Consider the following 26,874-nt stretch of genomic DNA (forward strand, 5'->3'; position numbering starts at 1 on the left):
TGACGGGTTTAAAAAAAGTACGGATCAGTTAAGTCCGAGGTGCTGAATATTTTCAACAGCAAAGCGTACCAGCACCGCAGTATTGCGAGCGCCGAGCTTGGCCAGCATATTCTGCCGGTGCGTATCCACCGTACGGCAGCTAACGTAGAGCAGGCCTGCGATTTCGCTGTTGGTGTAGCCATTGATGATCAATCCTAAAATTTCTCTCTCGCGGCGGGAAAGGAGACCGGCCGCTTTCTCAGCGCCGATACAGGGCATGAAGGAGGGCTGCATGTTCATGGGTTAAATTTGAGGGGTTTAGTATATAGGTTCATGTGATACCGGGCTACCCTGCGCAGGAAGACAGTTAAAGAAAACGGGCATCGGACATGTAAAGGAAGCGGAACCGGATAAGGACGGGACTGTTCGCTTTCATAGCCAGCCGGGTTAATTTCTTTTCACGATCCAAAGATGCGGGCAGGACGTTCCTTTTTCCAAAAAAAATCGACGAACGTCATGCAAAAATCGACGAAGGGAAAATGAAAGCAGGTACTTTTGGGGCACAGCCTCATCTTCACGAAGTATGCATTTAAGAGCAGCCATACTGGAAGAGCATTCCAGGGAACAAGTAACCAGGATCGTACAGTGGATCGGCAGGGATACCGGCAGGATCGCCGCCCTGATCGATATTTTCATACGGGATGAATACCGGGTGGTACAGCGCGCCGCCTGGATCGTAAGCGATGTCGGGCGGCTGCATCCCGAGCTGATGCAGCCACATATTCCCGGCCTGGTGCAGCGGCTGGAAGACAAAGGCACGCATATTGCCGTCAAGCGGAATGTTTACCGGCTGATGCAATACCTCGAGCTGCCCGAAGCAGTGCATGCACCGTTGATGAACAGCTGCTTCGCTTCCCTGGCCGATCCGCGTGAAGCCCTTGCTGTAAGGGCTTTTGCAATGAGCATCCTGGCCCGGCTTGCCGGCATTTATCCCGAGATCGGCCAGGAGCTGCGGCTCATTATTGAAGACAACCTGCAGCACGAAGCCGCACCCAGCTTTAAAAGCCGCGCCAGGAAAGTGTTGCAGCAGCTGGACAAAGCCTCCGGGCATTAGCAGCATTTTATCAAAAGAACAACAGGCAGCTCCACCCGGATGATTGATTATTCAATATCTTTACCATTGAAACATTGCAATGAATTCTCCGGAACAACCCAAAGACATATTTATCGCTAAAAGCGATGTGAAAGCGCATGACCTGGATCACAAGCGGAAGATCAATTTCAATATCGATCGCTATAACGCCGCTGTTGTGAAAGGCAAAGGGCAGTTTGCCGCGCTGGATACCGCGCGCAGGCAAGCTAAAAATATTAAGTGGCGCGCCGTAGAGCAGCTGGACAAATACCTCGAGCTGTTTGAAAAGAACTTTACTGAACGTGGCGGCAAAGTGATCTGGGCTGAAGACAAAGAAGACGCGCTGAATGCAGTACTGGCTATCTGCCGGGACAAGAATACCCGAACGGTGGTCAAATCCAAGTCCATGGTTACGGAAGAGCTGCACCTGAACGACTTCCTGGCCGAACATGAGATCGAATCGCTGGAGACCGACCTGGGCGAATACATTCAGCAGCTGGACGGCGAGCCGCCTTACCATATCGTTACGCCGGCCATGCACAAAAGCAAAGAGGATATTGCCCAGCTTTTCCACGACAAGCTGGGCGTGCCCCCGGGACTAAGCCCTTCGGAGCTGACCCTCATAGCCCGCGACAAGCTGCGCCACAAATACACCGAAGCGGAAGTAGGCATTACCGGCGGCAATTTCCTGATCGCCGATACCGGTGCCGTATGCATTACCGAAAATGAAGGTAACGGAAGGCTGTCGACCGCCTTTCCCCAAACCCATATCGCTATTGTCGGCATTGAAAAAATATTGCCTTCCCTGCAGGACCTGCCCCTGTTCTGGCCTTTGCTGGCTACCTATGGTACAGGACAAACGCTTACGGTCTACAATTCTATCTTCTGTGGTCCCCGGCAGGCAGGCGAAACCGATGGGCCCCGCGAAATGTATGTGATCCTGCTGGACAACGGACGCACGAATCTGCTGCGTAAGGAAGTACGGGAATCCATGTACTGCATCCGTTGCGGCTCATGCCTCAATGCCTGCCCGGTATACAGGAATATTGGCGGACACACTTATGGAAGCACTTACAGCGGTCCTATCGGTTCCGTGATTACCCCGCACCTGAATGGCATGGCTGAATTCGGGCACCTCAGCTATGCTTCCAGCCTTTGCGGCAGCTGCACCGATGCCTGCCCGATAAAAATCAACATTCATGAAATGCTGCTGGAAAACCGGCATATCTATACTGAGGAAAAATACGATGGCTTCGCCGAAAGATTCGCCTGGCGGCTCTTCAAGAGAGGCGTGCTGCATCGCGGCCTGATGAACGGCGCCAGCGGCAGAATGAAGAATTTTGTATTCGAGAAAGCGCTGCGCAGCGCCTGGGGCGACCGCAGGGACAAAGTGGTGTTTGCCCCCAAATCCTTTAACCAGCTCTGGAAGGAACGGAAAAAGGCCTGACCGTTCTGTCCAAAAAAACTATTTTTGCCCGAAGGCCCAAACTGATACTGCATGAATTTACGCCCGACCCTGCGCGAGAAAAGCGAGCCGCATACTTCAGCATTGAACGATATCCTGTTCATTCTGCTGTTCTTCTTCCTCATCATTGCCACGCTGGCCAATCCCAATGTGATCCGGATGGCTATACCCAAGGCCAATAAAGATACCAAAGCCAAGCAAAACGTAGTGGTCTCTATTGATGCGAAGAACCAGTATTTCGTCGGCACCAAACAAGTAGCGCCCGAAGCCCTGCAAAGTGCGATAGCAGAGATGCTGGCCAAATCGCCGGACGCAGAAAAGACAGTGGTGATCAATGCCGACAGCACCGGCGCCATCTATAACCTGGCGGCCGTACTGCGTGCCACACAGGCGCTTAAGGTAAAAGCCGTCATGGCAGTGAACAAAGAGAAATAAGCTATCTTTCCATAAGAAAGCCTGCTCCTTTCCGGGGCAGGCTTTCGTCTTTTAAGCCACCGTGGCTTATCCTGCAGTTGCATCATTTTAATAGGCCGTAGCAAGTTTAGCGAGCTGAAATGCATATTTGCAACAAGAATGCAGCGGGTGGCATACCTGAATAGCCGGAAGGTGTTTTTTATTCGGAGAGCCCGCTACTTTGTGCAGGCAGCCCCCCCTTTTTCTTACGCCGAAGAAAAGCGGCCAGGAGACAAATGTTATTTACTGGTTAATAATAAAAAGCCGGTAATGGTTTCAGCAGCAGGCATTTTGTCTTTATACTATCTGCAGACGAATTCATTTTACGGCCGATCCTTTTCCGGTAAAGGCAGCTTTATGCTTAAACAACTGATACGATGTTTCAATCCGAGTTTTTAGAGACGCCCTTTCATGAACTATACGAATCGGCAAAGAGCGCGCATGCGTTATACACAAAGGCCGAGCCTTTTCCCTATATCTGTGTTGACAATTTTTTTAAACCGAAGCTGTTGAAGCAGGTGCTGCAGGAGTTTCCCGACATGAATAAGGATAACGATATCCGGTACAAAAACGTGAATGAAGATAAGTTTGCTTCGCGTAGCGAATCCAGGTTTGGCGAGGTTACGCGCAGGTATGTACATTTTCTTAACTCCCAACCTTTCCTGGCATATCTCACCTGCCTCACCGGCATCGAAGGCCTGTTGCCCGACCCCTATTTCTGGGGCGGCGGCTTTCACCAGATCAAGCGGGGCGGTTTTCTGAAGATCCACGCCGACTTCAACCGGCATCCTTACCTGAACCTCGACCGGAGACTGAATCTCCTGGTATACCTCAATGAAGACTGGGATGAAAGCTACGGCGGGCATTTTGAGCTTTGGGATAACAAGATGACAGGTTGCCGGGTAAAGCTGCTGCCGTTATTCAACCGCCTGGTGATCTTCAACACGACTGACGATTCCTATCATGGCCATCCCGATCCGCTAACCTGCCCTGAAGACCGTAGCCGGAAATCACTTGCTTTATATTATTACACAAACGGCCGGCCGGCTAACGAAGTAGGAATACCACGATTGGCCACGGATTTCCGCGGCCGGGAAGGCATGGATAGCCGGCACATGAAGCAATACAATAAAATGATCCAGCTGGTATCGGCCCTTACGCCGCCTATACTGTTCAAATATTACAAGAAATACATGAACAAATAACCGGCGAAAGCTGCTTTGTCAGGATTGATGAGGTGTCTGGAGATAGCGTTCCTCCAGGATAAGCCGGTGATGTTTTATATGGCCGACAATAATATACAGCAAAGCATTCACGCTCACAGTATGTCCCGAAGCCGTGCCGGTTCTCCGCAATTCTTCTTCCGTAAAGGTTTCAAACAGAAAGAGGTTGCTGCGCCGGATCAGCTCCAGCTCCTCCAGAAGTGAAGGGATATCCCTGTCGCCGAAATGCGCGTGTACGACAAAAGCATTTTCATCGAAGCCTGGCAGGGGTGTATCGTCCATCCGGGCAATGCGTAGCGCACGGTAAGCCATAATGCGCTCCGTATCGAGCAGGTGGCCCAGCACTTCCTTTACCGTCCATTTCCCGGGTGCATAAGCATAGTCGCCTTTTTCTTTGGGTATGCTATTGACGAAAGCAGCGAAGGAAGCGGGTTGTTCTTTCAATTCATCGAAAATATCGCCGGTCACCATTTTAATATACCGGCTATAATAAGGGGCGTATTCGTTTTCGGCAGGCAGCATGCATGTACGGATTTAGGTTCTTACAAAGATACTGCCGACGCCCATCCAAAATTCAGGCAGACATGAAACGCTTTGTTATCGTCTTTGTCCTTTCAGCTATTTTGTTATTTTTGTCGCGCTTAAAACAATTTTTCCTCGCTCATGAACTTCAGGAAAGTCAACAACATCACTGGCTGGGTGGTTTTTATCATCGCCTACGTCACTTATTTGCTTACGATGGAGGCAACCGCCAGTCTCTGGGATTGCGGCGAGTTCCTGTCCACTGCCTACAGGCTGCAGGTGGGCCACTCTCCCGGTGCTCCTTTGTTCATGATGCTGGGCCGTCTTTTCGGCATCGTGGCGCCCAGCCCCGATAAAGTCGCGATCTTTATCAACTCCATGAGCGCGCTCATGAGCGCGTTCACCATATTGTTCCTGTTCTGGACCATCACGCACTTTGCGCGGAAGCTGGTTACCAAACAGGATGAGCAGCTCAGCCAGGGCAATCTTATCGCCATAATGGGCGCCGGTATTGTCGGTGCGCTGGCCTACACTTTTTCCGATACTTTCTGGTTCTCCGCTGTGGAGGCGGAAGTATATGCCACTTCATCCTTCTTTACAGCTATTGTTTTCTGGGCGGTGCTGAAGTGGGAGGACTCGGCCGATTCGCCGCATGCCGACCGCTGGCTGGTCCTTATCTTTTACCTGACCGGCTTATCTATAGGTGTCCATCTGCTGAACCTGCTTACGCTGCCCGCGATCGTGATGGTATACTACTTTAAACGGTACAAATCCAGCATTCCGGGCAGTATCCTGGCTTTCGTGATCGGCTGCGCCATACTGGGCTTTGTGCAGTTCGGCATCATCCAGTACGTGCCTATTTTCGCCTCCTGGTTCGAGCTGCTGTTTGTCAACTCGTTTGGCATGCCGTTCAACTCCGGCGCGATTATTTTCCTCGTTGTTATCGCCGCCCTGATCGGCTGGCTGATTGTATGGTCAAAGAGAAAAGGACATTACCTCCTGCATCTTGGTGTGCTTTGCGCCGCCTTCACCATTATCGGCTATTCGAGCTATATCAGCATTATCGTACGTTCCAAAGCGGATGTGCCCATCGATATGGGTAATCCCGACAATGTAATGACCCTGATCCCTTACCTGCAGCGTGATCAGTATGGAGAAATGCCCCTGGTTTCAGGACCTGACTTCGATTCCCGTGTAGTGAATGTGGGCGAAGGCCGCGCCATCTACGCGCCTGTGGAAAAGAACGGCAAACGCAGCTATGAGCTGGTCGACCATAAACCGGTTTACGAATACGATCATACCCGCCTTTTCCCCAGGATACACGATTGCCTTGACCAGGGTCACGTGAGCTTTTACAGGGGTTACCTGGGGCTGGGCCCCGAAGATGTACCTTCGTCACTGGATAACCAGAAATTCTTCTGGGGCTACCAGGTCAACTGGATGTACTGGCGCTACATTATGTGGAACTATGCCGGCCGGCAGAATGATATGGAAGGCCAGGGCGAAGCCCATAGCGGCAACTGGATATCGGGGATCAAGTTCATTGATAAGATGGCCGGCCGTGGCAATATCGACCTGATGCCCGATTCGCTGCGCAACAGCAAAGCCCGGAACCAGCTGTACCTCCTGCCCCTGGCCCTGGGCATTATCGGGCTGGTGTACCAGTTCAACCGCGACAAGAAAGAAGGCACTATTGTTGCGCTGCTCTTCTTCTTTACCGGCCTGGCCATCGTGATCTACCTGAACAATACACCAATGCAGCCCAGGGAAAGGGATTATACTTATGCCGGCTCTACCTATGCCTTTGCCATATGGATCGGCCTGGGCGTCCTTATGGTTACGGAATGGTTCCGCAAATTCCTTAAAGGCAGCGCACCCTCGCTGGCAGCTACGGCTATATGCCTGCTGGCGGTGCCTGTACTGATGGCTGCCCAGGAATGGGACGACCATGACCGTTCGCAGAAGACCATCGCCCGCGACCATGCCTATAACATGCTCATGAGCTGTGACAAAAACGCGATCCTGATTACTTACGGCGACAACGATACTTACCCCCTGTGGTACCTGCAGGAGGTGGAAGGTATCCGCACTGATGTCCGTATCATCAATTATAACCTGCTGGGTACCGACTGGCAGAACGAGCAGCTGACCTTTAAGGTCAATGATGCCGATGCCCTGCCGGTGATCTGGAAACCGGAAGACTATCGTGGCGGCAAGCTGAACTATATTCCTTACTATGAGGATAAGCGTATCCCTGCCGACCGCTACTTCGATCTTGAGGAAGTCATCCATTTCTTCACTTCCGGCAAGAACATGCTTCCCGGAAATCCCGAGGTAAGCTACCTGCCTACGAAGAACCTGTCTGTAAAGCTTGACAAAAATGCGCTGATCAAAAGCGGGCTGGTAGCAGCAGCCGATTCGGCGAACATCCCGGCTGAAATGCGCTTTACCCTGAATGACAACGCGGCACGCCGCTCTGACCTGGCGCTGATGAACATTATCGCCGGCCAGGCCAAAACAGGCTGGACCCGTTCACTCTATATGACCGACGGCACCCCCAACCTTGGCCTCGATGCTTACTTCCAGTCCGAAGGCGGCTTGCGTAAGCTGGTTCCGGTGGTGAAGCAAAGCCCGGTAGGCGGGATTGCACCCTTTACTGACCTGGACAAAAACATTAAGCTGCAAACGGAGGTCTTCCAGATGGGCAATGCCGGCAAGAACAATGTGTACTATGACGAGAAGAACCGCCTGATCTTCCTGGTGTACCGCCAGAACGCCGCAGAGCTGGCCCTGGCCCTCATTGCCCAAAACCGTAAAGCGGATGCGGTAAAGGTGCTGGACAGCTATATGAAGAAGGTATCCGAAACATCTATGCCGTATGATGTATTGCTTTACGACCGCAGCATTATTTACCTGGTCGATGCTTATTACCGTGCCGGCGCTACTGAAAAGGCCCGCAAGGTGGCCGGTAAAATGGTGCAGAACATCAGCGATGAAGTGAAATACTTCCATTCGTTGAACGAGAATATGCAAGCCGGTACCGACTTGTATACCGTACAGCAAAACCTGCAGGCGCTGGCCTTCCTGGTAAGCTCTGCCGGCCAGGGCAATGATGCGGAATCGGCTAAAAAATGGGAACAAACGCTGACGGCGCTCAGCTCCGGGATTCCCATGCCACAACAGCGATAAAATACCGATCGTAAAAATTCAAAAAAAGAAAAACATCAAATAACAAACAGTAATTTGCAGGAATGAATCAGTCATTTGCAGGAATGAATAAACAAAAGCGCTCCCTTTCAGGAGCGCTTTTGTTATAGATGCTTTATCGGCTTCCGGCTAGCTTCAAAAAGCTGCGCTATCGGTCCGAACCAGCATCTTATCCGGCTTTGATAGCTACAAATACTTGTATTCCATTCCTTTTCCCGGCATGTCTGTCTATATAGCCAGGGTGTATTTCCATCGGCTATGTGTTTACTTTACCAATAATCCTTATTTTTGTGATAATTTGGGTGTAAAGCAGCGAAATAAAACAAGTGGATCGCTGCTTTTTACCTCTAGAAAAGCCAACCTGCACATCACTACCACAGAGCGGCATTTCCTGACTAATTTATCCAAGAAATGGACACAGAACCCGTCTCGATACTGAAAATACTCTTTACCTTATTCCTTGTTCTTTTAAACGGCTTCTTCGTTGCGGCAGAATTTGCCATTGTCAAGGTCCGTTCTTCGCAGATCGAAGTGCGCACCGGGCTGAACAAAAGCCTTTCTGCAGCAGCCAAATCCATTGTCAGCAACCTCGACGCTTACCTGGCCGCCACACAGCTGGGTATTACCCTGGCAAGTCTCGGGCTGGGCTGGGTGGGCGAAGAAGTAATGACGCATATGATCCGCCGTTCTTTCAATGTATTCAACCTGAACATAACGGAAAAGACGGCACAAAGCATTTCCATTCCTGTAGCCTTCGGCATCATTACGATTCTGCACATTGTCTTTGGCGAGCTGGCGCCCAAATCGCTGGCCATACGCTACCCTACCAAGACCACCTTTTTTGTTGCCCTGCCCCTCAAGGTCTTTTATTTCGTCGGGCGGCCCTTTATCTGGGTCCTCAATGGCCTGGCCAACCTGATCCTGCGTGTGCTGGGCATTAAACCCATCCATGGCTCCGAGATCCACTCCGAGGAAGAGCTGAAGGTGATCATTTCGGAAAGCCATGAAGGTGGCGCTATCGAAGAGACAGAGCGGGCGCTGATCCAGAACGTTTTTGAATTCGACGACCGCCGGGTAAGCAATATCCAGACGCTTCGCAAGAATATCTCAGCGATCGAGATCAGCCTGAATATGAAGGAAGCCATCGACTTTGCCATACAGGAAGGCTACAGCCGGTACCCTGTGTACGACGATTCGCTGGATAATATCAAAGGTGTGCTGTACACCAAGGACATGATCAAGCACCTCTTCAACAAGCCTGAAGAGAAAAGCATTGAGCCCCTGCTGCGGAAAGCCAACTTTATTTCGGAAAGCGCCAAGATCAAGAATGTGCTGAAGGAATTTCAGCAAAAGCATATCCAGATGGCCATCGTTACCAACGAGATCGGCGAGCTGACCGGTATCGTTTCCATGGAAGACATCCTGGAAGAGCTCGTAGGCGAGATACAGGATGAGTACGACAATGAAAAACCTATCGTGGAAAAAACAGGTGAGCATACTTACCTGATCAATGCGCACTATACCCTCTCCGACATCAACAAATATATCCCGTTCCGCCTTGAGGAAGGCGAGCACTTCGAAACCCTTGCAGGGCTGCTTAACGAAGTGAATGAAGATAAAGAGCTGCAGGAAGGGGAACGAATAGACATTGACAAATACGAAGCGGTGATCGTAAAAATGTACCGCAACTCCGTAGAAACAGTACAGCTCAAAGTAAAAGAAGAATATATAGAAAACAAGAACTGGCCCTAGGCTGGTATAAACAGTACAATAAGTGAATTACAGAACCAACGAAGAAGTAGAAATCCAGAGACACAGCGCACTGATGGTGAGTGCGACGCTGACAGAGGTGGCCAAAATATTAAAAGCCGGCATCCGCACGATCGATATCGATAAAATGGCCGAAACCTTTATCCGCGACAATGGCGGTATCCCGTCTTTCAAGAATTATGGTGATCCCCGCAATCCCTATCCCTATTCGCTTTGCATTTCGGTAAATGAGGCGGTAGTGCATGGCTTTCCCAGCGAATATGAGCTGAAGGAAGGCGATATCGTTTCCATTGACTGCGGCTTTTACAAGAACGGCTTCCATGGCGATCATGCGTATACATTTGCTATCGGCGAGGTAAAGCAGGAAGTGCTGGACCTCATCAGGGTAACGAAAGAATCGCTTTACCTGGGCATCGAGCAGGCGATCACCGGCAACCGTACGGGCGATATTGCTTTTGCCATCGAAAACCATACCAACCGCAAACACGGCTACGGAGTGGTGCGCGAGCTGGTAGGACATGGCGTTGGCCGTGAGATGCACGAGGATCCGCAGGTGCCCAATTATGGCAAAAGAGGTTCGGGAAAACGCTTACAGGAAAACCAGGTACTGGCGATCGAGCCAATGATCAACCTGGGCACACGCCATATCTATACCGCCGACGACGGCTGGACCATTGTTACAGAAGACGGCCTGCCCTCGGTACATTTCGAGCATGATGTTTGTGTTAAGAAAGGTAAGCCTGATATCCTTTCCAACTATGGTCCTATCGAAAAAGCGGAGAAGGCCAACAGTAACCTGAACTCCAGCTATTATACATTGTAAAAGAGAAGTCAAGTTTTTTGAAACTTGACTTCTCTTTTTACGCTTATCTTTAAGCATCATTTCCCCAAAATAAAAACAACACATGAGTGCATTTGAAATACGCGGCGGCAAGCCCCTGCAAGGGGAGATCCAGCCGCAGGGCGCCAAGAACGAGGCCCTGCAGGTACTCTGCGCCGTACTCCTTACCGAGGAAAAAGTAACCATAACCAATATTCCCGATATCCTGGACGTTAACATGCTGATCGAGCTGCTGGGCGACCTGGGCGTCAGCATAGAACGGCCCAGCCGCGATACCTGCATCCTGCAGGCCCGTACGGTCGACATTGAATTCCTGCAATCGGACCTGTACAAAAAAAAATCGGGCAAGCTCCGGGGCGCAGTTATGCTGGCTGGCCCGCTGCTGGCCCGCTTCGGCCGCACCTACCTGCCGCAGCCCGGCGGGGACAAGATCGGCCGCCGTCGTCTCGATACCCACATCCGTGGCTTTGAGAAGATGGGTGTTGAATTCAAGTACGATCCGGAGCACAAGGAATTCATCATGAGCACCGACAAGCTGAAAGGCGCTTACCTGCTGATGGAAGAGCCTTCGGTAACCGGTACGGCCAATATCGTGATGGCTGCCGTGCTGGCCCAGGGGACCACGACTATTTACAACGCAGCCTGCGAACCCTATGTACAGCAGTTGTGCAAGATGCTGAACCAGATGGGTGCAAAGATCAGCGGTATCGGGTCCAACCTGCTGGTAATCGAAGGTGTTGCTTCATTGGGGGGCTGCACCCACAGGCTGCTGGCCGATATGATCGAGACCGGCTCCTTTATTGCGCTGGCGGCGATGACCCAAAGCGAGCTGACCATTAGAAATGCCGATGTAAACGACCTGGGCCTGATGCCCGAAACCTTCAGCCGCTTCGGCATACAGATGGAAATAAACGGCAATGACATTTACATTCCGCGCCAGGACCATTACCGCATTCATACTTTTATCGACGGCTCTATCCTCACGGTTTACGATCATCCCTGGCCCGGCGTATCGCCCGACCTGCTGAGCGTGATCCTGGTAATGGCCACCCAGGCCAAAGGCAATGTGCTCATTCACCAGAAGATGTTTGAGAGCCGCCTGTTTTTTGTGGATAAGCTGATTGAGATGGGTGCGCAGATCGTGCTGTGCGATCCGCACAGGGCGGTAGTGATGGGACTGAACCGGCAGGCTTCGTTGAGGGGTATCCGTATGGCCTCTCCCGATATACGCGCCGGCGTAGCGCTGTTAATCGCCGCCCTTTCGGCCGAAGGCAAAAGCATTATTGAAAACATTGACCAGATCGACCGGGGCTACCAGAATATCGACGGCCGCCTGAATGCGCTGGGCGCTGATATCCGGAGAATCTGATCGCGAGTATTTCAGCATACAATTCCTGCGGAGAAACGCATAGACTCACATCTTTTTGTAATAAAGTATAATTCTGCGACATGCATATCATTTAATAATTCATTATCTATCTAAAAGCCTGCATATCATTATGCAGGCTTTTTTTATTTGTATAATCGCCACTATGGCCACTTCTCTCGCTCCCCCTTACTTCTCCTGAGCTCATAATAATAAAGTTGCGAACAACGTGCATTTCATTATTTTCGCATACAATAAGCATTTTCAACAATAATAATTGCATTATTAGCGAACAAAAATTTGGGAAGATACTCTTCCAGTATTGCATTCTTTTCAAAGACCCACCGGATCATAAGAACTCTTAACAAACCAACAAAACACCTACTGCCAATGAAGTCGCTTCTACGTCTACTCATTCTTCTTCTCTTCTTTCACCTCCATGCTAACGGCCAGGGTTACAAAACCCATTACATTGCACCGGCTCCCTGGCAATACTGGAGCAGCGCCAATGAGCTGGTCTTATCGACCAATACTGCCGGCACCATAGTGCTCGTCAAAAAAAGCAACGGCAGCCTGATCACCACGCTGAATGTAGGCGTCGATACGCCGGTGGTGTACCGCTTTGTTGGGAACGCGAACACCTTGCCGCAAAATGCGCTGAATACAGTACTCTCTGACAGGGGGCTGATCCTGGAAAGCAATTATCCTATCAATGCCAACCTGCGCAATGTCGCTTCGGATCAGCTAACGGATGCGAATATCAAAGGAAATGCCGCCCTGTTCAGCTTCGGCGATGCTGCCGTCGGTACTGCCTTCCGCGTGGGCTATTATCGTGACGGCGTTATTTCCGGTACGGCGGGTAAGCCCGTGTATAGCGTAATGGCCGTCGAGAACAACACCACCGTTAAGATCAACGGTACAGCCACGACTACACTGAATGCCGGCCAAAGCTATTTATTCCAGGGCGCGATCGGCAGCCTCGTCGAGACTTCCGGGCCTGCTGTCATGAATTCCGGCAGCAATCTTGACGCCCCTGTGGCTTGTGGGGATGGTGTGTACAATCCCGTACCGCCGGTGTCGGCTCTGGATAAAGAATATGTGGTTGTAAGAGGCCAAGGTAACAACACTGCGGAACAGACTACCGTAGTCGCTACGGAACCGAATACCACGGTAACGGTATCGAACTTCAATGCTCAAGGGGTATTGCAGAGCACTAACAGCTATACGCTCGTTGCGGCGGGTAGCTTTACGACTTTTCCCAATGGCCTCGCCGGTACGGGTACCGGATCGGGACAAACCGGAACGGTTTATTCTGCCTCCCGCATTGTCGCCAACAAGAATATTGTAGCCTATGCCGGAACAGCCAACAACTGCGAAGTAGATATGGCTACCCTGGCGCCTATCGCCGCCTGCGGCGGCAGTCAGAAAGTGCAGACTTATAAGTTCAGGACTTTTACCGGCGGCGACCTGTCCTATTTTGCCTACATCGTGATCGGGAATGCAACAGACAAGGTGTACCTGACCACGACCGGCAGCACTACCGCCAATTACAACAATACGGATGTTGAGACCATTGCGGGAGTAGGCATCCGCCGGCAGCTCGGCAGCTCCGGCGATTATGTGATCGACTTTACCAATGCCAATATCAATTCGCCTTCAACGATAACCCTGACCAGCACCTCGCGCATCACAACGGCTATGGTGCAGACCGGCGGTGGTTTCTCCATGTCGAACTTTATCTCCCCTTTCCCTCAAAAGGCTCTCAAACCCATACTCACACAGTCTAACTGTGCGGCCGCACAGCTGTCTGCCGATGCCGGCAGCAGCGCACCTTACCAGTGGTACCTGGACGGTAACCCTATCGCCGGCGCTACAGCCAGTACTTATACGGTGAGCCAATCGGGGACTTATACACTTACCTCCGGCCTGAGCTGCGGCATCAGCGCCCAATGCCTGCCTGTAACCGTGGCCCTCTGCAATGTCGACCGCAGCATTACCAAAACAGTAGATGACCCCAATCCTCCTGTCAACGGCTCTGTCAACTTTACCCTTACTGCGACCAATACCGGTGCGGGTAGCGCCCTCGGCGTATCGGTGACCGATCAGCTGCCATCAGGTTATACCTACATCAGTCACAACGCTTCGGCAGGGACTTCCTACAACAGCAGCACAGGTCTCTGGTCCATCGGCACTATGGCGCCCAACAGCAACGCCACACTGGTTATTACCGCCAAGGTAAATGCTTCCGGTGTCTATACCAATACGGCAACGATATCGGGCACGCAAACCGATGCCAATGCTACCAACGATGCAAGCTCTGTATCTACAACACCGGTTACGGCCATTACGCTGACGTCTCCTACAGCTCCACCCAGCGATGCCCAATCCGTTTGTATCAATACCGCCATAACCAACATCACCTATGCCATAGGCGGAACCGCTACAGGTGCTGGTGTTACGGGCCTGCCGGCAGGGGTTACCGCGAGCTATAACCCATCGACCAAGGTGATCACGATATCGGGTACACCTACGGTAACAACGGCAGGCGCACAGACTTATACCGTAACCACTACCGGCGGCAGTCCCAATGTATTCGCCACCGGCAGCATCGCGGTCAACGGTTTGGCAGGTACACCGGTGTTTGCGCTGGGCAGCGCTTCTTCCCGCTGCCAGGGCGCCGGAACCCAAACGTACACCGCTACGGCTGCCAATACTACAGGTATTACCTACAGCATCAATACCACAGGATCGCAAGCGGTGATCAATCCTAATACAGGTGAAGTCACTTTCTCTGCCCTGTTTAGCGGCACCGCGGTGGTTACGGCAACCGCAGCCGGCTGTACGCCTAAAACGGCCACACATACCATCACCATTACGTCCAGCGGCACGGTCAGCGGCACAGTGCCCGTGTGCAGCGGGTCGAATGGCACGCTGACCCTCTCCGGCACTACAGCATCGGTCGTTCGCTGGGAATCATCAACAGACAACGGTGCTACCTGGAGCACGGTTACCCCCAATGTGACCACAACCACGCTTAACTATACCAACCTGATGATAACAACGTCATTCCGGGCGGTGGTCAGCGGCGGCGGATGTACGGAAGCGATGTCTTCACCGCTCACTATTATCGTAACACAGAGACCGGTCGTCGCCAACCAGGCTTATACCATCTGCGCTTCAGGAAGCTTCAGCTTTGCGCCTGTCGGCGTACCCACCGGAACAACCTTTACCTGGAGCGCACCTGCGATCAGCGGCAGTGTAACCGGTGCCACTGCGGGCAGCAACCAGGCTTCCGTAAACCAGACACTGACCAACTCCGGAACGGCAACAGGAACGGCCACCTATACGGTAACACCAACCAATGCCGGATGTACGGGCAATCCGTTCACGATCACCGTTACCGTAACCCCCACCCTTTCGGCCACCGCAGGCAATCCCGCCGTACTCTGCACTGGCGGTACCTTCAGCGTCACACCGGCGACCAGCGTCGCGGGCCTGCAATACACCTGGACCGCCAGCCTGAACAGCGGCAGCAATGTCAGCGGGTTCAGCGATCAGACCGCACCGCTTGCCGCACCGCTGAGCCAAACGCTGATCAACAACGGTACCGCGACAGGAGTCGTACGGTATACACTTACACCCACACTTAACGGCTGCACCGGTACGCCGGTGGTCTTCGATGTAACGGTACAAAGCGCGTTAACCGCCGGCCAGATCGGTGCCAACCAATTGATATGTGGCAATACCGCGCCAGCTCCGCTCACCTCCCTGAGCGATGGTACAGGCTCCGGAACGATCAGTTATCGCTGGGAAAGCAGCACCGACAGCGTTACCTGGAATACGATTGCCAGCGCAACAACCGCTGGTTATGCTCCCGGAACCCTCAGCCAGCTGACACAATTCAGGCGGTTCACTGTTTCGACTACAAACAGCATCGGCTGTACTTCTACGGCATCTGATACCGTCACCATCCGTATAGGTACCACGGCTACGATCACTGCACAGCCCTCGGACCGCACCGTACGCAACGGGCGGGATACTTTATTTACGATAGCCGCTTCAGGCGGTACGGGCAATACCAGCTACCAGTGGCAGCTCAGCACCGACAACGGCAACACATGGAACGACGTGGCCAACGGTGGTATTTACTCCGGGGCAACAACCGACACCTTAAGGCTTACCGGCATACAAAGCCCCATGGACGGCTATCGCTACCAGGTGAAGCTGACCCAATCGGACAGTGCCTGCACCAGCGTACTGTCCGGCGCTGCACGGTTAATAGTGGATACTGATGGGGACGGCATTTCTGACAGTAATGATCCTGACGACGACAACGACGGCATTCCGGATAGTGTCGAAGGAACGAGCGACAAAGATGGGGACGGCATACCCAACTACCTCGACATCGATGCCGACAACGACGGCATTACAGATGCTATCGAATCCAACGGGAACCCTGCCAATGATCCTGATTTCAACGGTCGCTTCGGCAACGGTCTCTTTGCCGACACCGATGGCGACGGCCTGGCCGACGCCGTGGATCCCAACAATGGCGGCACACCATTAGTGATACAGGATAAGGATGGCGATGGCATCCCTAACTATTTAGACCTGGACTCCGATGCCGATGGTATTCCTGATACCTACGAAGCGGCGTTCTATATTCCTGACGGTGAAAACGACGGTGTGATCGGTACGGGTCCTATTGTTGACGCCGATAAAGACGGCCTGTCCGACCTGAACGATCCTGATTTCGTGACCATAAGCACCAATCCCGCATTTAACCAGGATCGTGATTTCGACGGCTTGTCTAATTACCTGGATATCGACAACGATAACGACGGCATCACCGATAACATCGAAGGCCTGCCGACCAACCAGTATGTAGCGCCCAGCGGCCTGGATACCGATGGCGATGGTATTGACAACGCCTACGATGTGAACAATGGCGGTGTAGCGAGTGGCTATTCCAATGCCGACGGTGGCAGCGGTCCGGATTATATCGATACCGATTCCGACAACGATGGGTTCAGAGACTGGCAGGAAAACAACGTGGTCAGTGCGCTTGAAGTAGACAATGTAAATAACAGGACCAATGCGCCCGGAGCCGACGGTATTATGGACCTGCTTCCCGATGCCGATCACGACGGCCTGGCCGATATTTATGACATCGACAATGGCAATACCAACCCGGTTACTTATGCGACCAACGGCAACCAAACCCCTTTCACCATGCCGGACAACCAGCTGGCAGGCGGTGACAGGGATTGGCGCAGCAGCTCTGATTATGACAAGGACGGTATACCCGACGGCATAGACCTGGATAACGACAACGACGGCATCCTGGATAGCGTGGAAGGCACTGCCGATGCCGACGGAGACGGTCACCCTAATTATCTCGACCTGGATTCGGATGGTGACGGCGTACCTGATGTGATCGAAGCCGGCGGCTCCGATCCTGATAACAATGGCTTGCCCGGCACCGGCCTGATTACCAATGCCGATGTCAGCGCCACCGGTATTCCCCTGGTAGCCGGCGGCGGCTATACCCCTTCCGATAAGGACAATGACGGCAGCCCCAATTATCTCGACCTGGATTCTGACGGCGATAACATTTTTGATGTAACCGAGAATGGCGGTCCCGATCCCGACAACAATGGTATTGCCGGCAGTGGTGTGGTCAACGATGTCGACAACGATGGTATATCGGATATCGTGGATGATTATAATAACCTGCTGGGTACCACAAGCGGTATTCCTACCGGCATCCCGGTTGTCGTTCAGAATACGGATGGCGATAGCCAGCCCAATTACCTCGATCTCGATTCTGATAATGATGGTATTCCCGATAGCACAGAAGGCGCACTAGATACCGACAATGACGGCAAAGGCAATTTTATCGACATTGATGCGGATAACGACGGCATCCCCGACAATATAGAGGGGCAGTCCACAGCCGGCTATACAGCACCTTCCGGCGCCGATAGCGACAATGACGGCCTGGATAATGCCTACGACGACAATTCAGGAGGTACTGCCATCGTGCCGGTCAATACGGATGGTGCCGACAATCCGGATTACCTTGATCTTGATTCGGACAACGACAACGACAGCGATGCCCTGGAAGCACACGATACCGACAATGACGGCATTGCGAATGTGTTGCCCGCAGGAACCGATGCGGACAACGACGGACTGGACGATGTTTATGACAATGATGATACGGCCATCAATCCGACCAACGCCCAGACTCCGGCTTCTTTTCCCAACCTGGATACACCGGGCACACCGGAGCGCGACTGGCGCGAAGATTACAACATAGCGCCGGTAGCTACAGCGCCGGCCGGCATTCCCGTAACAGAGGATGTTGCCAGCCCACTGACCGGTATCAGCTTCGCAGATGCTGATGCGGGCAATGCGGCAGTTAACATTTACTTCAGTGTACCTGCGGGTACACTCAACGCGGCGGGAAGCGGCGCTGTTACGGTTGTGAGCGGAAACGGAACAGGCAACCTGGTCCTCTCAGGTAATATCGACAGCATCAACGCCTTTATTGCTGCAGGCGGGCTCAGCTATACAACAGCGCCCAACGCCAACGGCAATGTTCCTCTTATCGTCGCGATCAATGACAACGGTAATACCGGCGGCCCGGCATTAACAGACACTGCTGATGTAACACTCAACATTATCCCGGTCAATGACCTGCCCCTGGCGGTTACCGATACATTTGCCGGCCCCGAAGATGCTCCGCTGACAGGCAACCTCTCGGCCAATGACACCTTGAGCGGGGACGGCGGCAATACCTTCAGCCTGGCCGCCGGTCCGGCACACGGCATGGTTACCATCGATACAAGCGGCACCTTTACCTATATACCCGATACCGACTTTAACGGCGCAGACACCTTTACCTACCAGCTCTGCGATATCGACGGCGATTGTGATACGGCACAAGTCTTCCTGAACATCACACCGGTAAATGATCTGCCCGTCGCCCGTCCGGATACAGCAATCGTAGCGGAAGACGGGCTTGTAGCGGGAAATATGGGACTGAATGATACCTTAAGTGGTGACGGTGGCAACACCTTCAGCACCGTTACCCTTCCTGTGAATGGCACCGCGGTCGTCAATACCGATGGTACCTTCACCTATATACCCAATCCCAATTACAACGGAACAGATAGCTTCAGTTATCGCCTCTGCGATGGGGATGGAGACTGTGATACGGCAACCGTATACCTGATCATTACGCCTGTAGACGACTTCCCCGTTGCGGTGAATGATACCGTGACGGTAGCAGAAGACAATATACTGGCGGGCAATGCAGCGCTAAGCGACCACCCCAGCGGCGATGGTGGTAATATATGGTCGCTTTCCGGCGTCAATGGCGGCGCAGCGCATGGTCAGGTGGTGATGAACCCCGACGGCATTTACACCTACACACCGGACCTCGACTATAACGGACCCGACATGATTATGTATCAGCTTTGCGATGCCGATAACGATTGCAGCATTGCCCGTATCATCGTTACGGTAACGCCCGTAAATGATATCCCGGTAGCGGTAAACGATACCCTCAGCACCAACGAGGACACACCGCTGAGCAGCAATGTGAGCACCAACGATACCTGCGGCGATGGCAATTGCAGCTATGTACTCAACACCGCGCCAGTCAACGGTACCCTGGTCATGAATGCAGACGGCACGTTCACCTACACACCTAATGCTAACTACAATGGTGCGGATAGCTTCCAATACCGCGTATGTGATGCCGATGGCGATTGTGATACGGCTACAGTAGTATTAAATATTGCCTCAGTGAATGACATACCGGTAGCGGTAAACGATACGGCTGTTTCCACAGGCGGCAACCCGGCCACGGGTAATGTCGGTAACAACGACACAGGTAAAGGCGACGGCGGTCTGTCCTTTGCTGTGGTTACCAATGCCAGCAGCGGGACCCTGACCTTCAACCCGGATGGAACCTTCAGCTATATGCCTGCAGCAGGTTACAACGGCGCCGACACCTTTACCTACAGCCTCTGCGATGGCGATGGTGAGTGCGATACCGCGTTCGTATTCCTCGACATCAGCGGCAATCCCTTGCCGGTCAACCTGCTTGCCTTTGAAGGTAAGGCGGTCGACAAGTGCCGTATACAGCTGGAGTGGGTTACGGGTGTGGAAACACAATTCCGGCACTTTGAGCTGGAAGCCGGCACCGACGGCCAGCAGTTTGCACGTATCGCGCGCCTCGAAGCCACTGGCTCCGGCAGCAGGTACGCATACACCTGGACCGAAGCACCTGACGGCGCCAACTATTTCCGGTTGAAGATCGTGGACCAGGACAATAGTTATGTGTACAGCAAGGTAGTACCGGTAAGCGTGTCCTGCGATCCGGCGCGTCAGATCAATGTGTTCCCTACACCTACCCTGGATAAAATACAGGTGACCGGTGTAAGGGAAGGGGAAACGCTGATGATCTTCGACGGCAGCGGCCGCCTGGTGATCCGGGAAAAAGCCAAAGGGGAAAAAGCCGAGCTGGACCTTGGTCCCTATACCTCCGGCATCTACCATCTGGTGATTCTTACCGACAAGCAGGAACGACTGAGTTATAAAGTGATCAAAAAATAAACGGGACCGTTTTTCGGAAGAGCGCTGCTTTTAAAAAGGCAGCGCTCTTTTATTAGCGCTAAGGCCACTATTGTTCTTGCGGGTCCCTTTTCCCGGCAACATTTCCCTATCTTTACGCCATGACCACCATTCCCCAGCAGTCTGCCATAGAGAACCTGGAGCTGATCGCCCGCCAGGTAGTGGAAGGTTTTATTATTGGCCTGCACAAAAGCCCGTTCCATGGCTTTTCCGTAGAATTTGCAGAGCATCGTTTATATAACCAGGGAGACAACCTGAAGTATGTAGACTGGAAGGTTTATGGCCGCAATGATAAGATGTTCGTCAAAAAGTTTGAGGAAGAGACCAACCTGCGCTGCTGCATCGCCATCGATACCTCCGCCTCTATGTTCTTTCCCGAAACCGGCGCTACCAAGCTTCAGTATTCGGGCGTAGCGGCTGCCTGCCTGCTTTATTTATTCAAAAAACAGCTGGACGCTGGGGCGCTGGCTTTTTTTGACGAGGAGCTCTACAGCCTCACCCAGGCCCGTTCAGGCAGCCGGCATTACCGGATGCTGATCACCGAGCTGGAGCAGCTGCTCCACCAGCCCAACCGGGGCAGGAAGACCAATGCGCCAGCCGCCCTGCACCAGATTGCCGAGCGCCTGCACCAGCGATCGCTCGTGATCGTTTTCAGCGACATGCCGGGCTCACCGGAAAAAGGGGCGGAGTTGTTCTCCGCATTGCAGCATCTGCGGCACAGCAAACATGAGGTAATCCTTTTCCATGTGATCGACGGCCACCAGGAGCTGGAATTCAATTATGACAATCGCCCCTATGAGTTTGTCGATATGGAAACCAATGAAACTTTGAAAATCAATCCTTCAGATATAAAGGAAGAATATCTTTCACGACTGAATGCTTACCGGAAGACGCTGGAAGCGCATTGTCTCCAATACCGTATCGACCTGGTAACCTGCGATATGCGCGAGCCGGTCGAAGCGGTGCTCCACCGCTATCTGCTCAAACGAAATAAAATGATGTAAATTGAAGAAAATCGTTTACCTTTGCAGCCCGAATTTAATATTTTGGCGAAAGCTGTGCGTTACGGTCTTTCCCGGAAGCTAAATATGGCGATAACCGCCTTTTTGAAATGAAGCATCATCGTGAATTTGAGATTCCCTGGTTTGGACTGAAGGATGGTATGCATGAATACCGCTTCCAGGTAACCGATAAGGTGATCGAAGAATTGGGCTATGAGCATCCCGATTTTGATCATCTGGATACTGCGGTGCTCCTGAAGCTGGACAAGCACAATGGGTTCCTGCAGCTTCATTTCGATATAGATGGTCATGTGGATGTGCCCTGCGATCGTTGCGGCGATACTTTCAGGATGCGGCTCTGGGACGAGTTTGACCTGATCGTCAAGTTCACGGGAGAGAATGAGGAAGGTGAAGAGGACGAGGAAGAAGAAGCCGACATCGTATTTGTTCCCCGCAGTGAGACGATACTGGATGTTTCGGAATGGGTATATGAATTCATCATGCTGAGCATGCCGTTGCAGCACATTCATCCGGACAAGGAAGACGGCACTCCGGGCTGTAATCCGGAAGCCCTGAAGCTGCTGGATAAAATGAGCGGCGCCGATGAGGCCAAGAAAAGGCTGTGGTCGGGTCTTGATCAATTCAAGGACCTGGACGAACCCGAGAAGAACTGAGTATCGCTACCCTGGTAGCAGAAGTATAAATTGATTTTTATTTTTTTTTCATCATTCATAATTTTAAATTATGCCTAATCCTAAACGCCGCCATTCGGCGCAAAGAGGCGCTAAACGTCGTACTCACTACAAAGCAGTAGCTGGTACCATCAGCACAGACGCAGTAACCGGAGAAGCTCACTTACGTCACCGCGCGCATTGGAGCGAAGGAAAATTAGTATACAAAGGTAAAGTTGTTATCGACAATACTCCTGCCACCGAGACCGGAGCAGCAGAATAATGTAAACTTAATCGCCGGTAAATTGTATTTTAATATAACTTGCCGGCAATTTCCTTTTTCCTCCAATTCCTTAACCGGAGAGCGTATCTGATCAATGAAAATAGGGATTGATATCATGGGCGGCGACTACGCCCCCGAAGAAGCAATCAAAGGCGTTATTTCTTATCTCACAGCGAATGCGGGCACAGGAGCCGATGTGCATTTCATGCTGATTGGCAATCCTGACCTCGCTGCTCCCTATCTCTCATTGCTCGATGCCTGGCAAAGCCACTATACGCTTGTTCCCTCAGCCACGGTGATCGGTATGCATGAGCATCCCACCAAAGCCCTTAAGGAAAAACAGGATTCCAGTATCGCCATTGGTTTCGGTCTGCTGCAGGCAGGCAGGATCGATGCTTTTTTCAGCGCTGGTAATACCGGCGCTATGCTTGTTGGCGCCATGTATACCGTTAAGGCCATACCCGGCGTGCTAAGGCCCACCATCGCCTCGCCTATTCCCAAGCTGGATGGCAAGTACAACTTCCTGCTCGACGTAGGTGCCAATGCCGATTGCAAGCCGGAGCACCTGGTACAGTTTGCATTGATGGGCTCGCTTTATGCAAAGCATATCCTCAACCTGGACAATCCCCGTGTGGGCCTGCTCAACCTGGGCGAAGAGGAAGGCAAAGGCAACATACTGGCCCAGGCTACTTATCCTCTGCTCAAACAGCACTCCGGCATACATTTCATTGGCAACGTAGAAGGCCGCGACCTTTTCCTCAACAATTGCGATGTGATCGTGTGCGAAGGTTTCACCGGCAATGTGGCCCTGAAGATGGCCGAATCGATCTACAATATCTTTACCGAGAACCGTAAGATCAACGACGATTTCCTGGATCAGTTCAACTACGAGATCTACGGCGGCACACCGATCCTGGGTGTAAACGCGCCGGTGCTGATCGGACATGGTATCTCCAATGCCCGTGCCTTCCGCTCTATGATTGAAAGCGCGATCAAGCTGGTGTCCTCCAACTTTACCGAGATTCTGCGCAATTCATTTGCCGGCACTGCAGAAGTTTCCCTCGAAAAATAAGGCTCACCACGCTTTCAGGACGACAGGCTCTTGTGTTTTTCCTTATCGCTATGGGCCGGGAAACGGTCTTTCAGTGGCAGCGCCATCTGGTAGTCGTTCATGAAATAACCATTGCCGATATCGATGTCTTCTTCCCCCACGATCTCAAAACCATAGTGGCGGTAAAAATCCAGAGCCTTATTGTAACGGTTCACATTCAGCAGCAACCGGCGCTGTCCCCTGGCCGCAGCCTTTTCCGCAACAGCATTCAGCAACATTTTCCCCATACCCTTACCCTGCGTTTCCGGCAGCAGGTAGATCTTGTGCAGCTTGCAGGTACCGGTTTCAGGATAGTCGTATTCAAAGCCGGCGAAGCCCAGCGGTGCCTGGCCGGCGCTCAGGATCAGGAATACATGGCCCTGCTGCATCTGGCGCTGTAAAGTACTGGTATCGTACATCCGCTCAAGCATATAATCCATCTGGTCCTCCGACAATATCTCCCGGTAGGTGGGCTTCCATATATTCCCGATCAGCGAACGGATCACTTCTATTTCAAGAGGGCTGGCCTCGTGTATATTGGGTATCATGGCCGCAAAGATACTGGCAAAAGTGCTCGCCAGGGCTCCAAAACCACCTGCATAAAAAAAGCAGGAAAGGGAAACTTTTTACGGCCCGCCAGCGTTATTATGAGAATAAACATATACTTTACTCCCTTAAACCGACTTTAATGCCAGCAAACGGGAAAGAGCATCTGATCGCAAGAAGCCGAAAAAAATACAAGATGCTGCCCAGGTGGGCGAAGATCATTATCATTACCTTTTTGATCCTGCTGCTGATCCTCATTATTGCCTGGTTTGTGATGGCCTGGTACATCAGCAGCCATAAGAAAGAGCTGCTGGCGAAGATCACCACCGAAGTAAGCGGGAAGATCGATGGCAATTTTCATATAGAGGACATGGAACCCGCGCTGCTCAAGGGTTTTCCCAATATTTCCGTACGGCTTAAGGGTGTGTCGCTCAGCGACAGCATGTACCGGGTACACCACAAGAACCTGCTGGAGATGCAATCCGTTTATATAAAGATCAATGCGCTGTCGCTGCTGTCCAAACATCCGCAGGTGATGAAGGTGACTATAGCAGATGGGACCATTTATTTATTCACCGATAAGAACGGCTACTCCAATACCTACCTGTTCAAGCCGAAGCAGCCGCCGGTGCAAAAGAAGAAGAAAGGGAAAGAAATTGAGATCAACAATTTCGGCATCGAGAATGTAACCTTTACTTTTGATCATTTCGAAAGGAACAAGCAATTCAAGATCACGGTAAAGGATATGGATGGCCGTATCCGGAATAACGGCGACGTGATGGATATAATCGCCGATACCAGGGCGCATTTTCACCAGCTGGGCTTTAACCTGGACAAAGGCGGCTTTGTAAAGAACAAGGACCTGGATGCTGATCTGCATATTCTCTTCAACAAAAAGACAAAGCAGGTCAAATTGCCCAAACAGGAGATCGAAGTAGATGGCACCGATATCAATTTCGGCTGCGAGTTCAACTTTGGCAATAAACCGGTCAACTATACGATCGACATTGATGCGCCCGCAATCGGGTTCAGGGAAGGCACTTCTTACCTGTCGCGCCATATCGCATCCAAGCTGGACAGCTTCGACCTGAAGAAAAAGCTTGCGGTACAAGTGCTAATCAACGGCTCGTTCCAGTATCCCGACACTCCGCTGATCCACGCACGCTGGCAGGCCGCCAATAACGTGCTGATGTCTTCTTTCGGTGAAGTGGATAAAGCTAACCTTAAAGGTGAATTTTACAACAACTATGTGCCGGAAAGAGGACGGGGCGACGACAACTCGGCGATCACGATCACTACCCTTACCGGCACCTATGCCGACATTCCCTTCAAAGCCGATTCCATTGTCGTCTATGGACTCATTAATCCGCTCATGAAGCTGAAGCTGGCATCCCGTTTCCCGGTAGAGCGGCTGGATGCGGTTATCGGCAACACTTTTGATTTCAAGGGCGGCGAAGCGGATATCAGCCTTAACTATACCGGCCCTGTATTATCGAAAGACACTTTCCGCCATTCGATGTACGGCCATATCCGTATCAGGGATGCCGCGCTCACCTATATTCCCCGCTCGCTCTCGTTCAGCAAGTGCAATGTCAATATCGAGTTCATCGGCAACGACCTCTTGCTGCGCAATACCACGCTCTCTTCGGCCAGGAGCAATGTTAAGATCGACGGCACTGCGCGCAACTTTATGAATGTTTACTTTCTCGATCCGGGTAAGGTCATCTTCGACTGGAACATCAGCAGCAACCAGATCGACCTTAACGAGTACAAGACCTTCCTGGCGCCGAGGCAGACGCGAAAAATGGCTTCACGCAGGAAGCAGAACTATAAGCTGGCCAAAATATCCAACCGCCTGTCCCTGCTGCTGGACAAGAGCAGCATGTACCTCCATGTCGACATCAGCAAGCTGCTGTACAATCATTTTACCGCACAGCGCATCAATGCTGAGGTAGCGCTCACCAACCAGGCCATAGACCTGAAGAACGCACGGCTGCAGCACGCAGGTGGCGCCGTTGCCGCCAACGTACACCTGAACACGGCCGGGAGCAATACTCCTTTTGATGTCGATGCTAAAGTGGACAATGTAAAGATCGATCAGCTATTCTATGCTTTCGACAACTTCGGGCAGAGCACACTCAGCTCAAAGAACCTGCGAGGAGCGCTGTCGGCGGGCATCAACATCAGAGGAGCGCTTACGCAGTCGGGCGGGCTGGTGAAAAATTCCATGAACGGGAAAATATCCTTTGTGCTGAATAACGGCGAGCTGAATAATTTCCCTCCATTTGAATCGATAAAGAAATTTGTGTTCAAAAAGCGTAACCTGTCGCACATCACCTTCAACACGCTGAAGAATGACCTGGACGTTACCAATGGCAAGATCAAAATCAATCCGATGAGCATCGAATCGAGCGCGCTCACCATCAACGTTGCTGGCGTATATGCTTTCGACAAGGGTACCGATATCAGCGTAGCGATTCCCCTGCGCAACCCGCAGAAGGACCGCGATCTGATTGCCCGGGGCAAGAAGCCGAAAAAGGATAAAGGCATTGTGATCTACCTGAGGGCAACGGACGGAGACGACGGCAAGGTCAATATTGCCTGGGATCCGCTGAAGAAGGGCCTGAAAGACAGCACAGGCGCCGATCCGGATGCAGATGTGAAGATGGAATGATCCCT

General features: G+C 52.0%; 17 protein-coding genes. 14 read left to right on the plus strand and 3 right to left on the minus strand.

What is annotated here, in order from left to right; translation table 11 throughout:
* Nucleotides 1-24: 24 nt before the first annotated feature.
* On the minus strand, nucleotides 25-273 hold the full coding sequence (locus tag DZC79_RS10150) for a helix-turn-helix domain-containing protein (RefSeq protein ID WP_232831807.1): 249 nt from the start codon (nucleotides 271-273) through the stop codon (nucleotides 25-27).
* 289 nt (nucleotides 274-562) lie between these two features.
* Between DZC79_RS10150 and DZC79_RS10155 the strand changes: the two genes are divergently transcribed.
* The 4 genes from DZC79_RS10155 (at nucleotide 563) to DZC79_RS10175 (ending at nucleotide 4,234) form a co-directional block, all read left to right on the plus strand.
* Nucleotides 563-1,093: a hypothetical protein gene (locus DZC79_RS10155; RefSeq protein ID WP_118951440.1), complete on the plus strand. Its 531-nt coding sequence runs from the start codon at nucleotides 563-565 to the stop codon at nucleotides 1,091-1,093.
* Nucleotides 1,094-1,172: 79 nt separating this feature from the next.
* Nucleotides 1,173-2,558 carry a LutB/LldF family L-lactate oxidation iron-sulfur protein gene (locus DZC79_RS10160; protein ID WP_118951441.1) on the plus strand — a complete coding sequence of 462 codons (1,386 nt, stop codon included), beginning with the start codon at nucleotides 1,173-1,175 and terminating at the stop codon, nucleotides 2,556-2,558.
* 51 nt (nucleotides 2,559-2,609) lie between these two features.
* Entirely contained in the window at nucleotides 2,610-3,011 is a 402-nt protein-coding gene (locus DZC79_RS10165; protein ID WP_118951442.1) for an ExbD/TolR family protein, read from the plus strand.
* 395 nt (nucleotides 3,012-3,406) lie between these two features.
* Nucleotides 3,407-4,234, plus strand: a complete 828-nt coding sequence (locus tag DZC79_RS10175) for a 2OG-Fe(II) oxygenase (RefSeq protein ID WP_118951444.1) — start codon at nucleotides 3,407-3,409, stop codon at nucleotides 4,232-4,234.
* Between the two features lie 18 nt (nucleotides 4,235-4,252).
* On the opposite strand, the gene DZC79_RS10180 is transcribed toward DZC79_RS10175, so the two are convergent.
* The gene (locus DZC79_RS10180) at nucleotides 4,253-4,774 is read right to left on the minus strand and encodes a DinB family protein (protein ID WP_118951445.1); all 522 of its coding nucleotides are present in this window, start codon (nucleotides 4,772-4,774) and stop codon (nucleotides 4,253-4,255) included.
* Nucleotides 4,775-4,915: 141 nt separating this feature from the next.
* Here DZC79_RS10180 and DZC79_RS10185 point away from each other — a divergent pair, with 141 nt between their 5' ends.
* The 9 genes from DZC79_RS10185 (at nucleotide 4,916) to plsX (ending at nucleotide 23,631) form a co-directional block, all read left to right on the plus strand.
* A complete protein-coding gene (locus tag DZC79_RS10185) occupies nucleotides 4,916-7,963 on the plus strand; it encodes a glycosyltransferase family 117 protein (RefSeq protein WP_118951446.1) in 3,048 nt (1,015 codons plus the stop codon).
* 429 nt (nucleotides 7,964-8,392) lie between these two features.
* Entirely contained in the window at nucleotides 8,393-9,733 is a 1,341-nt protein-coding gene (locus DZC79_RS10190; protein WP_118951447.1) for a hemolysin family protein, read from the plus strand.
* A 22-nt stretch (nucleotides 9,734-9,755) separates the two neighbouring features.
* Nucleotides 9,756-10,574, plus strand: coding sequence for a type I methionyl aminopeptidase (map, locus tag DZC79_RS10195; protein WP_232831808.1), 819 nt, complete (start codon nucleotides 9,756-9,758; stop codon nucleotides 10,572-10,574).
* An 82-nt stretch (nucleotides 10,575-10,656) separates the two neighbouring features.
* Nucleotides 10,657-11,961, plus strand: coding sequence for a UDP-N-acetylglucosamine 1-carboxyvinyltransferase (murA, locus tag DZC79_RS10200; RefSeq protein ID WP_118951448.1), 1,305 nt, complete (start codon nucleotides 10,657-10,659; stop codon nucleotides 11,959-11,961).
* A gap of 387 nt (nucleotides 11,962-12,348) precedes the next feature.
* A complete protein-coding gene (locus DZC79_RS10205) occupies nucleotides 12,349-20,586 on the plus strand; it encodes an Ig-like domain-containing protein (RefSeq protein ID WP_118951449.1) in 8,238 nt (2,745 codons plus the stop codon).
* Nucleotides 20,587-20,705: 119 nt separating this feature from the next.
* Complete coding sequence (locus DZC79_RS10210) at nucleotides 20,706-21,608, plus strand: DUF58 domain-containing protein (protein WP_118951450.1); 903 nt, start codon at nucleotides 20,706-20,708, stop codon at nucleotides 21,606-21,608.
* A 107-nt stretch (nucleotides 21,609-21,715) separates the two neighbouring features.
* Nucleotides 21,716-22,279, plus strand: a complete 564-nt coding sequence (locus DZC79_RS10215) for a YceD family protein (protein ID WP_118951451.1) — start codon at nucleotides 21,716-21,718, stop codon at nucleotides 22,277-22,279.
* Between the two features lie 70 nt (nucleotides 22,280-22,349).
* Entirely contained in the window at nucleotides 22,350-22,559 is a 210-nt protein-coding gene (gene rpmF / locus DZC79_RS10220) for a 50S ribosomal protein L32 (RefSeq protein WP_118951452.1), read from the plus strand.
* Nucleotides 22,560-22,653: 94 nt separating this feature from the next.
* Entirely contained in the window at nucleotides 22,654-23,631 is a 978-nt protein-coding gene (plsX, locus tag DZC79_RS10225; protein WP_118951453.1) for a phosphate acyltransferase PlsX, read from the plus strand.
* A 14-nt stretch (nucleotides 23,632-23,645) separates the two neighbouring features.
* Here plsX and DZC79_RS10230 read toward each other — a convergent pair whose 3' ends face one another.
* Nucleotides 23,646-24,197 (minus strand): GNAT family N-acetyltransferase, encoded by a 552-nt coding sequence (locus DZC79_RS10230; RefSeq protein ID WP_118951454.1) that lies wholly within the window; start codon nucleotides 24,195-24,197, stop codon nucleotides 23,646-23,648.
* 194 nt (nucleotides 24,198-24,391) lie between these two features.
* On the opposite strand from DZC79_RS10230, the gene DZC79_RS10235 reads away from it, so the two are divergent.
* Nucleotides 24,392-26,869: an AsmA family protein gene (locus DZC79_RS10235; RefSeq protein WP_157977056.1), complete on the plus strand. Its 2,478-nt coding sequence runs from the start codon at nucleotides 24,392-24,394 to the stop codon at nucleotides 26,867-26,869.
* The last annotated feature ends 5 nt before the right edge of the window (nucleotides 26,870-26,874 follow it).

The sequence above is a fragment of the Taibaiella helva genome, from assembly GCF_003545695.1.
Classification (GTDB): Bacteria; Bacteroidota; Bacteroidia; order Chitinophagales; family Chitinophagaceae; genus Taibaiella; species Taibaiella helva.

Bases quoted from the DNA above. Each gene is read 5' to 3' on its own strand.
- DZC79_RS10150 (WP_232831807.1), bottom strand. From the start codon at position 273: ATGCAGCCCTCCTTCATGCCCTGTATCGGCGCTGAGAAAGCGGCCGGT.
- DZC79_RS10155 (WP_118951440.1), top strand. From the start codon at position 563: ATGCATTTAAGAGCAGCCATACTGGAAGAGCATTCCAGGGAACAAGTA.
- DZC79_RS10160 (WP_118951441.1), top strand. From the start codon at position 1,173: ATGAATTCTCCGGAACAACCCAAAGACATATTTATCGCTAAAAGCGAT.
- DZC79_RS10165 (WP_118951442.1), top strand. From the start codon at position 2,610: ATGAATTTACGCCCGACCCTGCGCGAGAAAAGCGAGCCGCATACTTCA.
- DZC79_RS10175 (WP_118951444.1), top strand. From the start codon at position 3,407: ATGTTTCAATCCGAGTTTTTAGAGACGCCCTTTCATGAACTATACGAA.
- DZC79_RS10180 (WP_118951445.1), bottom strand. From the start codon at position 4,774: ATGCTGCCTGCCGAAAACGAATACGCCCCTTATTATAGCCGGTATATT.
- DZC79_RS10185 (WP_118951446.1), top strand. From the start codon at position 4,916: ATGAACTTCAGGAAAGTCAACAACATCACTGGCTGGGTGGTTTTTATC.
- DZC79_RS10190 (WP_118951447.1), top strand. From the start codon at position 8,393: ATGGACACAGAACCCGTCTCGATACTGAAAATACTCTTTACCTTATTC.
- murA (WP_118951448.1), top strand. From the start codon at position 10,657: ATGAGTGCATTTGAAATACGCGGCGGCAAGCCCCTGCAAGGGGAGATC.
- DZC79_RS10205 (WP_118951449.1), top strand. From the start codon at position 12,349: ATGAAGTCGCTTCTACGTCTACTCATTCTTCTTCTCTTCTTTCACCTC.
- DZC79_RS10210 (WP_118951450.1), top strand. From the start codon at position 20,706: ATGACCACCATTCCCCAGCAGTCTGCCATAGAGAACCTGGAGCTGATC.
- DZC79_RS10215 (WP_118951451.1), top strand. From the start codon at position 21,716: ATGAAGCATCATCGTGAATTTGAGATTCCCTGGTTTGGACTGAAGGAT.
- rpmF (WP_118951452.1), top strand. From the start codon at position 22,350: ATGCCTAATCCTAAACGCCGCCATTCGGCGCAAAGAGGCGCTAAACGT.
- plsX (WP_118951453.1), top strand. From the start codon at position 22,654: ATGAAAATAGGGATTGATATCATGGGCGGCGACTACGCCCCCGAAGAA.
- DZC79_RS10230 (WP_118951454.1), bottom strand. From the start codon at position 24,197: ATGATACCCAATATACACGAGGCCAGCCCTCTTGAAATAGAAGTGATC.
- DZC79_RS10235 (WP_157977056.1), top strand. From the start codon at position 24,392: ATGCTGCCCAGGTGGGCGAAGATCATTATCATTACCTTTTTGATCCTG.